This is a genomic window from Caulobacter sp. X (assembly GCF_002742635.1).
In the GTDB taxonomy this organism is placed as follows: domain Bacteria; phylum Pseudomonadota; class Alphaproteobacteria; order Caulobacterales; family Caulobacteraceae; genus Caulobacter.
On record NZ_PEGF01000001.1, the window covers coordinates 1,267,915 to 1,280,312 of the forward strand.

14 protein-coding genes are annotated in these 12,398 nt (G+C 68.5%); 10 read left to right on the forward strand and 4 right to left on the reverse strand.

The annotated features are described in order from the left end of the window. Nucleotides 1-108: 108 nt before the first annotated feature. Both CSW60_RS05860 and CSW60_RS05865 read right to left on the reverse strand, forming a co-directional pair. Nucleotides 109-903 (reverse strand): DUF3883 domain-containing protein, encoded by a 795-nt coding sequence (locus CSW60_RS05860; protein WP_099536344.1) that lies wholly within the window; start codon nucleotides 901-903, stop codon nucleotides 109-111. Between the two features lie 48 nt (nucleotides 904-951). Further along, nucleotides 952-1,521 (reverse strand): hypothetical protein, encoded by a 570-nt coding sequence (locus tag CSW60_RS05865; RefSeq protein ID WP_099536345.1) that lies wholly within the window; start codon nucleotides 1,519-1,521, stop codon nucleotides 952-954. Between the two features lie 63 nt (nucleotides 1,522-1,584). Between CSW60_RS05865 and CSW60_RS05870 the strand changes: the two genes are divergently transcribed. Then, nucleotides 1,585-1,764 carry a hypothetical protein gene (locus tag CSW60_RS05870; protein ID WP_099537565.1) on the forward strand — a complete coding sequence of 60 codons (180 nt, stop codon included), beginning with the start codon at nucleotides 1,585-1,587 and terminating at the stop codon, nucleotides 1,762-1,764. Then, complete coding sequence (locus CSW60_RS05875; RefSeq protein ID WP_099536346.1) at nucleotides 1,761-2,381, forward strand: glutathione S-transferase family protein; 621 nt, start codon at nucleotides 1,761-1,763, stop codon at nucleotides 2,379-2,381. Before CSW60_RS05870 ends, CSW60_RS05875 begins: the two co-directional genes overlap by 4 nt. Here the strand turns inward: CSW60_RS05875 and CSW60_RS05880 are convergent. After that, complete coding sequence (locus tag CSW60_RS05880) at nucleotides 2,311-3,243, reverse strand: D-alanyl-D-alanine carboxypeptidase family protein (RefSeq protein ID WP_236634223.1); 933 nt, start codon at nucleotides 3,241-3,243, stop codon at nucleotides 2,311-2,313. The genes CSW60_RS05875 and CSW60_RS05880 overlap by 71 nt on opposite strands. A gap of 203 nt (nucleotides 3,244-3,446) precedes the next feature. Between CSW60_RS05880 and CSW60_RS05885 the strand changes: the two genes are divergently transcribed. The 8 genes from CSW60_RS05885 to CSW60_RS05920 all read left to right on the forward strand — a co-directional run bounded on the left by CSW60_RS05885 (nucleotide 3,447) and on the right by CSW60_RS05920 (nucleotide 10,778). Beyond that, nucleotides 3,447-4,526 (forward strand): murein L,D-transpeptidase, encoded by a 1,080-nt coding sequence (locus tag CSW60_RS05885; protein WP_099536348.1) that lies wholly within the window; start codon nucleotides 3,447-3,449, stop codon nucleotides 4,524-4,526. Between the two features lie 88 nt (nucleotides 4,527-4,614). Beyond that, entirely contained in the window at nucleotides 4,615-5,196 is a 582-nt protein-coding gene (locus tag CSW60_RS05890) for a beta/gamma crystallin-related protein (protein ID WP_201722972.1), read from the forward strand. A 202-nt stretch (nucleotides 5,197-5,398) separates the two neighbouring features. Then, nucleotides 5,399-5,536 (forward strand): entericidin A/B family lipoprotein, encoded by a 138-nt coding sequence (locus tag CSW60_RS05895; protein WP_099536349.1) that lies wholly within the window; start codon nucleotides 5,399-5,401, stop codon nucleotides 5,534-5,536. A 285-nt stretch (nucleotides 5,537-5,821) separates the two neighbouring features. Further along, the gene (locus CSW60_RS05900) at nucleotides 5,822-6,214 is read left to right on the forward strand and encodes a DUF983 domain-containing protein (protein ID WP_099536350.1); all 393 of its coding nucleotides are present in this window, start codon (nucleotides 5,822-5,824) and stop codon (nucleotides 6,212-6,214) included. A gap of 94 nt (nucleotides 6,215-6,308) precedes the next feature. After that, complete coding sequence (locus tag CSW60_RS05905) at nucleotides 6,309-6,464, forward strand: DUF3309 family protein (RefSeq protein ID WP_099536351.1); 156 nt, start codon at nucleotides 6,309-6,311, stop codon at nucleotides 6,462-6,464. A 63-nt stretch (nucleotides 6,465-6,527) separates the two neighbouring features. Beyond that, a complete protein-coding gene (locus CSW60_RS05910; protein WP_099537567.1) occupies nucleotides 6,528-7,967 on the forward strand; it encodes an MFS transporter in 1,440 nt (479 codons plus the stop codon). A gap of 57 nt (nucleotides 7,968-8,024) precedes the next feature. Further along, a complete protein-coding gene (locus CSW60_RS05915) occupies nucleotides 8,025-8,777 on the forward strand; it encodes a DUF599 domain-containing protein (protein ID WP_099536352.1) in 753 nt (250 codons plus the stop codon). 711 nt (nucleotides 8,778-9,488) lie between these two features. Continuing rightward, a complete protein-coding gene (locus CSW60_RS05920) occupies nucleotides 9,489-10,778 on the forward strand; it encodes a glycosyltransferase (RefSeq protein WP_099536353.1) in 1,290 nt (429 codons plus the stop codon). Here the strand turns inward: CSW60_RS05920 and CSW60_RS05925 are convergent, their stop codons facing one another. After that, a complete protein-coding gene (locus tag CSW60_RS05925) occupies nucleotides 10,779-12,389 on the reverse strand; it encodes a TolC family outer membrane protein (RefSeq protein ID WP_099536354.1) in 1,611 nt (536 codons plus the stop codon). Nucleotides 12,390-12,398: the final 9 nt, after the last annotated feature.

Here is a 12,398-nt window from a genome sequence, read left to right on the forward strand (position 1 = left end):
TATGCTTGGCCCCCTCGCCCGTCCACATTTTGCGCCCTGGGCTGATCTAGTCCGCGGCGCGGGCGGGCGCAATTCACAAGCTGGTCTGTATGGTTATCCGCGCGGCGATTATTCGAACGGCGGCTGCAGCCGGAAGAAGCGGGCGTCGCCCAAAAGATCGTAAACACGGCGGACACGGAAAATTTCGGGCTGGGCGCGGGCCAGGGCCAGCTCGGCCTCGGTCAGGCCAAACGGCGCGACGTCGGCGCCCAGGGTGGTCTTGACGACCAGCAGGCGCGGGGCGGCCTCGAGGTCGAAGCTGACGACGTCGCAGCCCTCCGGATCGCCGGCGCGGGCCAGGCGGACCTGATGGGCCAGGTCGGGGCGGCCGTGGTCGGTCAGGCGGCGGGCCTCGTGGGCGACGATGCTGGCCGCGCCCAGGCCCGGCAGGAAGCGGTCCTCGGCCGCGCGGGCGGCCAGGTCGAAGCGCTGGATGATCCGGGCCAGGGTCGCGTCCGGCGGCAGGGGCTGGGGCGGAGCGGCCTCGATCAGCGGGACGGCCGGCGGGGCGGCGAACAGGGCGTCCGGACGGACGGCGGCGGCCAGCAGGGCGGGCTTGGCGAGGAGGGCGTCCTCGACGGCGGTCAGCAGCGGCGGGTCGTAGGTCCAGCGCGGCGGCGGGTCCTTCAGCGCCGGCAGGCCGATCAGCGAGAGCACGGCGGTGATCTCGCCCTGCTTGGCCGTCAAGGGCATGCCGGACTTGCCGGTGACGAAGCGGACGGTGCGGTCGTGGGTGGCGCGGTCGACCGGCTTGCCGGCCAGGGTCTTCTCCAGCTGGGTCAGGTAGTCGCCGACCACGACGGCGAGCTCGGCGCCCGTCCACTCGCGCCCGATGGCCTCGCGCTCCGCCGAATCCCCCGTCATCGGACGATCCTGCGCCAGCGTGGCCGCGCGCGCCAGAGCCTGGGCGGTTCAGCGCCCCGCGGTCGCCGAGGCGCCCACGGAGGCTTTGGGAGCCTCCTGGACCGGCGTCTGGTCCGCCCGCAGCCCGGCCAGCTCCATGGCGCGGCGCAGGGTGGTGACCGGCGCGGCGTCCTCGACCTTGAAGGTCAGGCTGGCGGTCAGGGCCGGGTTCTCGCCGAGATTGGCGAAGCCGCCGGGCCGCTGGGCGTTGAAGGTCACGCCATAGGTCCGGCCGGCCAGCACCCGACAGATCAGGACGAAGGTCTTCTGGTCGGAGAGCAGGCGCGGGGTCTTCACGCAGTCCAGCGGCTCGGCGCCCGGCGCGGGGGCGTAGTTCCAGGCGGCGGGCGACATCTGCTGGTCGAAGGCGGCCTTCAGGATCAGGACGCCCGGCGCGACCGTCTGGTCCTGGGCCGGATAGGTCGAGACCAGCTTGGGCGGCGGGGTCGGCGGCAGGATCAGCACCGGCGAGACGGCGTTCGGCGCCTCCGCGGCCGGCCCTTGCGTCTGAGCGCGCGCGCCCGCCCCGGCCAGGACGGCGCAGAGCACGACAGCGGGAACCAGGCGACGACGCGGCATCTTTCCAGACTGACCGCTAAGCGCGGCCTTCTCAAGGCGCCCATCGAGGCCTACATCGCGTTCATGACCGACAAGACCGACGCTCCCGCGCCCGAGGGCGAAACGCCGATGCAGCGCGCCCTGCGCCTGAAGAAGGCCGCCCAAGGCCGCCACGGCCATGGCCCCAAGGCCTCCAGCGGCAAGGTCGAGCGCGCCAGCGCCGCCGCGCCCACCGGCAAGTCCAAGCCCTGGATGACGCGGTGACGATTCCCCGGGTCCTCGGCCGCGCCTCGTCGCTGAACGTCCGCAAGGTCCTGTGGACCCTGGACGAGCTGGACCAGGCCTATGAGCGCGAGGACTGGGGCGCGGGCTTCGCCTCGACCCGGGACCCGAAGTTCCTGGCCATGAACCCCAACGCCCTGGTGCCGGTCCTCATCGACGAGCACGGCGCGCTCTGGGAAAGCAACACCATCTGCCGCTATCTCGCGACCGGGACGCCGTTGCTGCCGGAGGGCAAACGCGCGCGGGCGATCGTCGAACAGTGGATGGACTGGCAGGCGACCGAGCTGAACACCGCGTGGCGCTACGCCTTCGCCGGGCTGGTGCGCAAGGCGCCGGGCTTTGACGATCCCAAGCAGATCGCCGCCAGCGTCGAGGCCTGGAACACGGCCATGGGCCTGCTCGACGCCCGGCTGGTGGACACCGGCGCCTATGTGGCGGGCGAGCACTTCAGCCTGGCCGACATCGTCCTGGGCCTGGCTTTGCACCGCTGGCTGCACAGCCCGATCCAGCGCGTCGAATGGCCCGCCCTCACAGCCTATTACGAGCGGCTGAAGCAGCGGCCGGCGTTCGCGGCGTGGAGCCTGCCGGAGGTTCCGTGACCGGCTCGGCGCCGTCTGCGGAGAGGCTGGCGATCGGCGCGCCGGGCAGCAGAGGCTCGCCCGTCCACTCCCAGTGCCACGGCTCGTAGACGTAGTTGACGAATCCGAAGCGCCCGGCGTTCCACACCATCCAGCGGTAAAGCGGCGAACGCGCCATCGCCAGGCGGTTGGCGTCGGCCGAGGAGTCCGGGCCAAAGCCCGGCGCGGCGTCGATGAAGACGTCCAGGGCGAGACCCGTTCGGTGGGCCGAGCAGATGGTGCGGGTCAGCCCCTGGCAGTTGCGGTCGCGGGCGCAGCGCTGGGCGTCGGCGTCCGGGGCCCGGAAGCCCGAATAGATCGTCAGCGCCTCGGGCCGGCGGAGCACGCCGGCCGCGCGCGCCTCGGCGACCATCCGGCGATAGGCCTGCAGCGCGGCGGGCCGGAGCTGGATCGTCTTGCCGCCATAGCTCTCGTCCGGACGCGCGGTGGCCAGGCTAGCTTCCGCCGGCGCGCCAGGACAGACGCCGTCGCGGTTCACGCGAACGAACGGCCGCGTCAGGTGCCAGCGCGGCAGCATAACCGCGAACGCCGCCGCGTCCATCACGCCCGTTCGCGGAAGGTGGTTCGCCTGTTGCCAACGCGCCAGGGCGGCGGCGAAGCCGTCGGAGCCCGGAGCGCAACTCGTGCCGATCTCCGCCGCGATGCGCGGCGCGTAGATTTCCCAGCCCGTCTCGGGCTTTCCAAAGGGCGACCAGGCCAGGGTGGAGAGCGACGCGGCGTTGGCCGCCGCGGCGCCGGCCGGCCCCGCTTCGCTTCCGACGCACAGCGCCGGCGCGGCGACCAAGGGCGGCGCGCTCTCGGCCGATACCGGAGCCTCGGACATGGGCCCCGGACGGTCAGCCCGGGAGGGTTTCGCTTCCCAAGGCGGCCAGATCACCCACAGCCAGAACGCCCCTACGGCCAGCGCCAGAACGCCCAGCCCCCAAAGCAAACGACGCAGCGCCCTCAAATCCAGCCTCACCCGCGGTGGAACTTCGCCATGGCTCAAGCCTTCAAGCGGTGAAGTCGTTCCCGCCTGGAGTTTGCATGACCGGTCTGGTTTCCCGTTTCGCCCTCGTCGCCGTCCTGGCCCTCAGCGCCTGCGACGACAAACCGCCGGCCAAGCCCGCCCCCGCCAACACCGTGCAAAAGGCGCCAGTCCCGACCGTCGCCGCGCCGCCAGCCTCGGCCGCGTCGTCGCCGATGGCCCAAGCGATCAACGCGGCCGCCTTCGATCCCGCCGCCAGCGATCCACAAGCCCGACGTGATGTCCTGATCCGGGTCCAGACCCTGCTCGACCGCGCCCATTTCTCTCCCGGCGTGATCGACGGCCGCGATGGCGGCAATTTGAAGCTGGCGATCCAGGCCTTCCAGAAGGCGCACGACATGAGCGCCGACGGCGAGGTCAGCCAGGCGCTGCTGGACGCCCTGGTCGCGGCCGACAACGGGCCGGCGCTGGTCGACTACACGATCACCCAGAGCGACGTCGCCGGTCCGTTCACGCCCCAGCTTCCCAAGGAGGACTACGAGGCGATGGCCCGTGAGCCGGCCATGAACTACCACGACGTCGTCGAGATGCTGGCCGAACGCTTCCACATGGACGAGGCCCTGCTGCGCGACCTGAACCCGGGCGCCAACTTCAACCAGGCCGGCGTCGCGATCGTCGTCACCGCCGCCGGCGCGGACGCCCTGCCGGCCAAGGTCGCTCGCATCGAGATCGACAAGACCCTGGGCCAGGTGCGCGCCTTCGACGAAAGCGGCGCGCAGCTGGCGGTCTATCCGGCCACGGTGGGCAGCACCGAGCGCCCCGCCCCGTCCGGCGAATGGGCCGTGCGGACGTTGGCGCCGCGCCCGACCTACACCTACGACCCGTCGCGCCTGACCTTCGGCAAGCCCAAGGACAAGCTGACCATCAAGGCGGGTCCGAATAATCCCGTCGGCTCGACCTGGATCGACCTGACCAAGGACACCTACGGCATACACGGCACGCCGGAGCCGAAGCTGGTCAACAAACGCGCCTCGCACGGCTGCGTGCGCCTGACCAACTGGGACGCGGCGGAGCTGGGCTCGGCGGTCACCAAGGGCGCGAAGGTGATCTTCATGGGAACCGAAGCGCGCCCCGCCTGAACGCTCGAAAGCTTGAGCGTTCAGGCTGCGTTCAGCCGGCGAGCGGCCTAGTGTTCCCGACAAGCCGCTTTCGCTTGGGGGAACCAAGATGTCCAAGACGCTCAGCCTGACCGCTCTCTCCGCCGCCGCCTTGATCGCCGGCTGGAGCAGCGCCGCCAGCGCTCAGGCCCCCGGCTGGGACGGCCGCTACGACGATCCGCCGCGCGGCTCCTATACGCGCTCGTGCCGCGAGATCACCGCCTTCGACGGACGGGTCTGGGCGCGCTGCCAGACCGATCGCGGCGGCTGGGAGTGGAGCAGCGTCCGCTCGCGCGACTGCGGCGGCCAGGGCCTGGAGAACCGCGACGGCCGCCTGCAATGCGCGGGCTTTGTGGGCCCTGGCCCCATCCCGGGCCCCGGCCGCCCGCCTGGCGGCGGCTGGCGCGCCGACGCGGTGCTGTTCGAGCACGCCGGCTACGACGGTCGGGTCTACGAGGTTAAGGGCGACATGCCCGACCTCGACCAGGCCGGATTCAACGACAGGACCTCGTCGATCAAGATCCTGCGCGGCGCCTGGGAGGTCTGCGAGGACGCCTTCTATCGAGGCCGTTGCACCGTGATCGACCGCGATCAGGGCGTCCTGCCGCGCGACTGGAACGACCGCATCAGCTCCATCCGCCGCGTCCGCTAAAGGCGGATCACGACCCTGGGTCGCGCCCTCTTGAAGGTCGGCGCGGCCCACGGTTAAGGTCCCGCGCCCTCAAGCGCGTTAGGTTTAAGTGTGAGCGGTTAAACCGCTCGAACGCGCTCTCAATATGAAGATAGGGCCTGTTTATCTGGTTTGGATGGCGCCATCCAAACCAGACAGGCCCTACGAACAGTGGAGTTAGACCATGCGTAAGATCGTTGTTCTGGCCGCCGCCGCGGCCGCCCTGCTGGTCTCGGCCTGCAACACGATCGAAGGCGCCGGCCGCGACATTTCCGCCGCCGGACGGGCCGTCAGCAACACCGCGAAAGACGCCAAGCACTGATCAAGCCGGTCTCGCGGCGCTCAGTCTTCAGTCTTTGCCTCGCGAGGTCAGGTCGCGGAATTTTCAGAGCATCGGCCACAAGAGCCGAAATCATCGTCGAAAATAAACGACGTGAATATTCCGACAGTTAACCTCATTCCAAAATCCTGCGTATCCGCGCTCTAGAGGTCCGGGATTTTCTGACGCCATTTCGGCGAAAATAGGCGGAATACTTCGTCAAGATCGGGACATATCGTCGCCGTGCGACCCCGCGTCGCCCTTTTCTTGCCAGGTCAGGAAGCGCATATGGACGCCATGTCCGAGACCCATACCGCCCCCTCGTTGCTGACCGGCCTCAAGCGCGGCCTGTTGCACCGCTGCCCGAACTGCGGCGACGGGCGCCTCTACATGCGCTATCTGAAGGTCGATCCCGAGTGCGAGGCCTGCGGCCACGAACTGGGCGGCTATCCCGCCGACGACGGCCCAGCCTATTTCACGATCCTGCTGATCGGCCATCTGGTCGTGGCCCCCATGCTGTTCTTCCCGTGGATCTGGACGGCGCCGCCGGCGCTGGTCGCGCCGCTGACCCTGATCCCGCTGGCGGCGCTCACTCTTCTGCTGCTGCCGCGCGTGAAGGGCGGCGTGATCGGCGCCCTGTGGGCGATCCGCCTGCGCAAGGCCGAAGACACGCCCAGCTGATCGCCGGAACCGACCTACGCCGTCGGGTATTCCCAATACGTGATCCCAGCGTCGCCGTGGTGGCGGACGCGGGATCGGAGGGAAACCACGGACCATGCTCGGCACGATCCTCATCATCATCCTGATCCTGGCCCTGATCGGCGCGCTGCCCACCTGGGGCCATAGCCGTTCGTGGGGCTACTATCCCTCCGGCGGCCTGGGCCTGATCCTGGTGATCATCATCATCCTGGTCCTGATGGGCAGGATCTAGCGAACTTGCTCTAGATCGGCGTTCGCCTAATCTCCCCCTCAAGCAAGAGGGGGAGAGATGACCATGACGGCGAACGCCGACGCGCCCGGAGCGCGACTTTCGCCGACCGCCCGCGCCCGGGCCATTCTCGGCGGATCGGCCGGCAACCTCGTCGAATGGTACGACTGGTTCGCCTACGCCGCCTTCACCCTCTATTTCGCCCCCGCCTTCTTCCCGAAAGGCGACCAGACCGTTCAGCTGCTGCAGGCGGCGGCGGTCTTTTTTCTGGGCTTCGTGGCGCGGCCGATCGGCGCCTGGCTGATGGGCCTGTACGCCGATCACTCGGGTCGACGCGCGGCGTTGTCAGCCTCGGTCGCCCTGATGTGCGCCGGCGCTCTGATCATCGCCGTCACGCCAGGCTACGCCGCGATCGGCCTTTGGGCCCCGGCGATCCTGTTGTTCGCCCGCGTCCTGCAGGGCCTTTCGGTCGGCGGCGAATACGGCGCCAGCGCCACCTATATGAGCGAGATGGCCGGCAAGGCCCGGCGCGGCTTCTGGTCCAGCTTCCACTACGTGACCCTGATCGCCGGGCAGTTGCTGGCGCTGGGCGTGCTCATCGTGCTGCAGCGGCTGCTGCCCGAGGACGCGCTGAAGGCCTGGGGCTGGCGGGTTCCGTTCGTGATCGGCGCCCTGCTGGCCGTCGTCGTCTTCTGGATCCGGCGCGGCCTGGACGAGAGCATCGCCTTCAAGAACGCCGGCCCGCGCGAGAACCTCTCGCGGCGCCAGGTCGGCGTCGCCGGGGCGCTGCTGGCGCTGACCGTGATCGCCGGCGTGATCGGCGTGACGACCGGACCGCTGGCCCGCCCCGCCCAGATCCTGGGCGCGGTGTTCCTGGTGCTGTTCTTCGTCTCGCTGATCGTGCCGCTCGTGCGGCTGCATCCGCGCGAGAGCCTGCTGATCATGGGCCTGACAGCCGGCGGGTCGCTGACCTTCTACGTCTACACGACCTATATGCAGAAGTTCCTGGTCAACACGGCCGGCTTCTCCAAGGGGCAGGCCTCCGAGATCAGCGCGCTCAGCCTGATCGGCTTCCTGCTGGCCCAGCCTCTGGCTGGATGGCTGTCGGACAAGGTGGGGCGCAAGCCGATGCTGATCGCGGCGTTCGGCGGCGGCGCCCTATCGATCTGGCCGATCATGACGGGGATCTCCCAGGCGACCACGGTGACGGGCGCCCTGTCGCTGATCCTGGCCGGCGTGGCGATCCAGTCCTGCTACACCTCGATCAGCGCGGTGGTGAAGGCCGAGCTGTTTCCCGCCCACGTGCGGGCGCTGGGCGTGGCCCTGCCCTACGCCCTGGCCAATGTGCTGTTCGGCGGCACGGCCGAGATGGTCGCCCTGGCGTTCAAGCACGAGAAGATGGAAAGCGCCTTCTATGTCTATGTGGCGGGGGTCATGACCTTGGGCCTGATCTGTTCGGTTATCCTCAAAGACACCGGCCGCCACAGCCTTATCCACGAGGATTGATACCGGTATCCTCGAACCCCGTTTTCCGACTCTCCGCGCCCGTCTAGATTGCCGCACATGCCGTTGCTCGACATCTTCGTCCTGGTCGTCTTCACGCTCTGCTGGCTGCTGTACGAGCCCATGCTCCGGCGCCTGGGCGAGGCCGGAGGCGTGCTCAACACCGACATGACCGTGATCCGCCGCCGGTGGATGCAGGAGATGGCCGTGCGCGAGATCGCGCTGCTGGACGGCCAGCTCTTGGGCCATGCGATCAACTCGGCCAGCTTCTTCGCCTCGTCGAACCTGATCCTGATCGCCGCGGCGGCCGGGGTGCTGTTCGGCGGCGACAGCGCCTGGAAGAGCGTCGAGGGCCTGGCGGTGCTGGCCAAGACCACGCCGATGATGTTCCAGATCAAGCTGGGCCTGGTGCTGATCGCCCTGGCGCGCGGTCTCTTGGACTTCATCTGGTCGATCCGCCAGATGAACTACTGCCTGGCCGCGATCGGCGCCGCGCCGATGTGGGCGCCCGCCAAGGTGCTGGAGGAATACGCCGAAGCGGCCGGGGGCATCCTCAACCCGGCGCTGTCGGCCTTCAACGCCGGCGTCCGCGCCTACTACTTCGCCTTGGCGGCCGCCTGCTGGCTGCTAGGCCCCCTGCCCTTCATGACGGCGACGCTGGGCGCGATGACCTTGCTGCTCTGGCGCCAGCGCCGCAGCCGCGCCTCGTTGGCGGTCCATAAGGTGCGCGAGATCCTCGAGCGCCAGCCGGTCGTGCACGGGCCGCATCTGACCAAGCTGAAGCGCCCGCCGCCCCCGAAGGACCGCGCTTAGGCGCGGATATTCGCCGCCTCTAGCCTGGCCTTAGGAACATCCCGCCCCAAGAGGCGTTCGACACAGCAGCGAGACGCCACATACAACAAGCCCCGCCGGCGACTCGGTCTCCGGCGGGGCTGATGGGAAGTCTTGTGGGTAGACACACTCTTCATATCTTAACCGGAGCCGCTTCGCAACCGCCCAGCGGCGAGATTCCGACATTTCAGCCTGATTTCGCGTTGCAACTTCCGCTATTGTCGAGGCGGCTCTAGATTCTTGGCGGCTCCGTCAAAATATCGCCCCCGACGCCAACCTCGCGAGGCAAGAGCCTCGAAGTTCATCAGGCCATCGTGATCTCTGAAAGTTATCCAACGACCACATCTCGACATCAATAGTCTATTTCTCGACACTATTTTTCAGGAACGGACCGCCTATAGACCGAAATTTCACTCTCAGCCGCATCCCAGCCCGAATAGACATTGGAAAACGCCCCCTCTATTGAGCTCCTAGGGACCAGGAAACCAACACCAAGGCCGGGACGGCGCCGGCGGCTCGGCGACTCTCGCTAGACGCGCAGGCGAACGGCGGCCGAAGAGCCCAACTGAAAGTTTTCTCGACCGAGTCCCAGCGTTCCGTTCGCCTCGGTCGCGTGTTTTGGCGTGGCGTCGGCGCGCGGCAAATCGCTATAGCTCTTCATCCCTTCGCGAGATCGCGCACCGGCCAAGATCGATGACTTCACCGCTTCTGGCGCTTTGGCGTCGCTTGCCCACGCCCATCCGTCGGGGCGCGCACCTGGCCAAGGGCGCGCCGAAGGCGGCGTTCGAGCGCGCCAGCGAATGGGTGGATAGGACCGCCAAGGCCCAAGCCCTTCGCGCGGCCGAGGCCAGGACCCAGCGCCGCACGCGCCGTCGCAATCGTCGCCCCGCCTTGCCCGTCACCGTCGTGGGCTTCCACGGCGCCGTTCATGGCTTGGGCGAAGGCGCTCGAATGCTGGCGCGAGGCTTCGCCGACGCCGGTCTTCCCGTCCGCGCCGTGGACCTGTCGCGCTTCGTGGGCATGCCCGTCGACATCGAAACGGCCTATCCGCCGCCGGGCGTCAGAGAGCGCGGGGTGGTGATCTCGCACATCAACCCGCCGGAACTCCTGCGCTGGGCGCGCGAGACGGAAGGGCGGCTTCTCGGCGGCCGGCGGCATATCGGCTACTGGGCCTGGGAGCTCGAGGACGCCCCGGCGGCCTGGGCTCCCGCCTTCGATCTGGTGGACGAAGTCTGGACCCCCTCGGCCTTCGCGGCCGACGCGCTGCGCAAGATCGCGCCGCCGAGGGTCAAGGTCACGCCCCTGCCCTATCCGCTGTATCTCAATCCCAGGCCTGGCGCGGATCGCGCCCGCTTTGAGCTGCCCGACGACACGGTGGTCGTCCTGATGGCGTTCGACCTGCGCTCGACCGCCCAGCGCAAGAACCCGTACGCCGCGCTCCGCGCATTCCAGGCGGCCAAGCGTCAGACCGCGCGCGCGGCGCTGCTCGTCTGCAAGGTGGTCGGGGCCGATCTCTATCCGGAGACCTACGCGGCCCTCGCCGCCGACGTCGCGGGGGACCCGAGCATCCGGCTGATGCGGGAAAGCTTGTCGGCCGAGGACATGGCCCTCCTGACAGCCAGCAGCGACATCATCCTGTCGCTGCATCGCTCGGAGGGCTACGGCCTGCTGCTGGCCGAGGCGATCTGGCTGGGCAAGCCGACCCTGGCGACCGGGTGGTCCTCGAACGTGGAGTTCATGGACCTCGCCTCCAGCCAGCTGGTCGACTACGCCCTGATCCCCGTCGAAGGCGACGGGGCGATCTACCAGGCCGGGCGCTGGGCGGCGGCCGACGAGGACGACGCGGCGCGCAAGCTGGCGCGGATGATCGACGACGACGCCTGGCGCGCCGAACTGGCCGCCGCGACATCCCGCAACGGCCATGTGTCGTTCGATCGCGCGGCCTGGCTGGAGACCCTTCGCCGCCTGCTGCCGCTGCGCTGATCAGCCCTTCGGCGCGGTGGCCAGCGGCGCGTCGCTATCGCTCAGCGCCGGCATTTCGTTGATCGACGGCGGCGGCGCCACCTTGTCCGCGGCGATCGGCTTGGCCGGCAATTCCGAGGACGGCGGCCGGATCGGCGTCGTGTCGCCGGCCTTCGGCTTCTTCGGCTCCAGCGGCAGCGCGATCTTGTCCATGGTCTGGACGATCAGATCGGTCGGCAGCACACCCTTGTAGCGCACCTTCTTGAAGTTGCGGGTCGGGTCGTAGGCCGCCACGCCCGGCGCCAGATTGCCGACTTCCAGCGTACCGACCTGCGCCAGCAGCTGGACGCGGCCGACATACTCGCTGGCCCGACCGCGAATGAAGGCGAGCTGGGCGTTCTGCAGCTCGGCCTGGGCGTTCAGAACCTCGATCGTGCTGCGCAGAGCGAAGCGTTCTTCCTCGCGCACGCCGTAGAAGGCGACCGTGTTCGCCTTCATTTCCTCTTCCTGGCTGACCAGCGACTTGCGGGCGGCGACCAGTTGGTCCCAGTACTGAGAGACGCTCAGCACCATGTTGCGGCGCGCGTCTTCGATCAGCAGCTTGTCGCGATTGTTCTCCTCGATCGACTGACGGACCTGGGAGTTAAGCTGACCGGCGGCGAACAGCGGTTGGGTCAGGGTGATCGACGCATTCACCGTGTTCGAACGGTTCGCATCCTTGGCGCTGTAGGGCACGTAGGGCCCGTTGCGATAGTCCGCGCGCGCCGAGACGGAGAACAGCCGCTGAGCGCGCGCCTGCACCACGCCCAGACGCGAAGCCTTTTCGGTGAAGAGCGCCGCGTTCAGGGTTGGGTTCGCCTCTTCAGCCTGATTGAACGCCTCGTCCAGGGTCGTCGGCAGACCGTCGATATCCGGCTCCGGTTCGAGATTGTCGGGCAGATGCCCCACGAGCGACGCATAGTAGGCGATGCTGACGTTCAGCTGGGCCTGAGCGTTGGCCACCTGGGTGCTGGCGGCGGCGAGGCGCGCCTTGGCCTGCTGCACGTCCGTTAGGGTGATCTGGCGGACGCTGTAGCGGTCCTCGGTGTCCTGCAGTTGCTTGCGCAGGAAAGCTTCGCCCCCCAGGCTGATGCGCAGAACCTCGCGGTCACGGCGCACGGAGACATAAGCGTTGGTCACGCGGACCAGCAGGTCCATCTCGATGCGGCGGAGGTTTTCGCGCGACGCCTTGATCTGAGCCTCGACGCCCGCGAGACGCGCCGCATAGCGGCCGTTGGTGTAGAGAGTCTGGCTTACAGACAGGTCGTTCGACTGTCCTATGCCTTCTCGCGTTTCCGTCTTGTACAGGGGATAGCCAGTGTTCGTTTGAGGCCCGCGCGCATAGCCATAGCCTTCAGACACCTGGGCGGTGGCCTGCAGGCCGTAAGCCGACCGCGCCTGGGTGTAGTTCTCGTCCAGGGCGCGCATGGCGGCGCGCTGGGCCTGGATGTTGGGGTTGCTTTGATAGGCCGCCGTGATCGCGTCGGCCAAGGTCTCGGCGTGAGCGCGTTCGGCGCCGCCGGCCACAGCCATGGCGACGGCCACGGCGATCACCGACGTTCGAACGGACAGGACTTTCGACAGCACTCGCATTTTCCAGAC

Bases quoted from the DNA above. Each gene is read 5' to 3' on its own strand.
- CSW60_RS05925 (WP_099536354.1), bottom strand. From the start codon at position 12,389: ATGCGAGTGCTGTCGAAAGTCCTGTCCGTTCGAACGTCGGTGATCGCC.
- CSW60_RS05885 (WP_099536348.1), top strand. From the start codon at position 3,447: ATGACCGGTCTGGTTTCCCGTTTCGCCCTCGTCGCCGTCCTGGCCCTC.
- CSW60_RS05870 (WP_099537565.1), top strand. From the start codon at position 1,585: ATGACCGACAAGACCGACGCTCCCGCGCCCGAGGGCGAAACGCCGATG.
- CSW60_RS05880 (WP_236634223.1), bottom strand. From the start codon at position 3,243: ATGTCCGAGGCTCCGGTATCGGCCGAGAGCGCGCCGCCCTTGGTCGCC.
- CSW60_RS05890 (WP_201722972.1), top strand. From the start codon at position 4,615: ATGTCCAAGACGCTCAGCCTGACCGCTCTCTCCGCCGCCGCCTTGATC.
- CSW60_RS05900 (WP_099536350.1), top strand. From the start codon at position 5,822: ATGGACGCCATGTCCGAGACCCATACCGCCCCCTCGTTGCTGACCGGC.
- CSW60_RS05860 (WP_099536344.1), bottom strand. From the start codon at position 903: ATGACGGGGGATTCGGCGGAGCGCGAGGCCATCGGGCGCGAGTGGACG.
- CSW60_RS05895 (WP_099536349.1), top strand. From the start codon at position 5,399: ATGCGTAAGATCGTTGTTCTGGCCGCCGCCGCGGCCGCCCTGCTGGTC.
- CSW60_RS05915 (WP_099536352.1), top strand. From the start codon at position 8,025: ATGCCGTTGCTCGACATCTTCGTCCTGGTCGTCTTCACGCTCTGCTGG.
- CSW60_RS05910 (WP_099537567.1), top strand. From the start codon at position 6,528: ATGACGGCGAACGCCGACGCGCCCGGAGCGCGACTTTCGCCGACCGCC.
- CSW60_RS05905 (WP_099536351.1), top strand. From the start codon at position 6,309: ATGCTCGGCACGATCCTCATCATCATCCTGATCCTGGCCCTGATCGGC.
- CSW60_RS05865 (WP_099536345.1), bottom strand. From the start codon at position 1,521: ATGCCGCGTCGTCGCCTGGTTCCCGCTGTCGTGCTCTGCGCCGTCCTG.
- CSW60_RS05920 (WP_099536353.1), top strand. From the start codon at position 9,489: ATGACTTCACCGCTTCTGGCGCTTTGGCGTCGCTTGCCCACGCCCATC.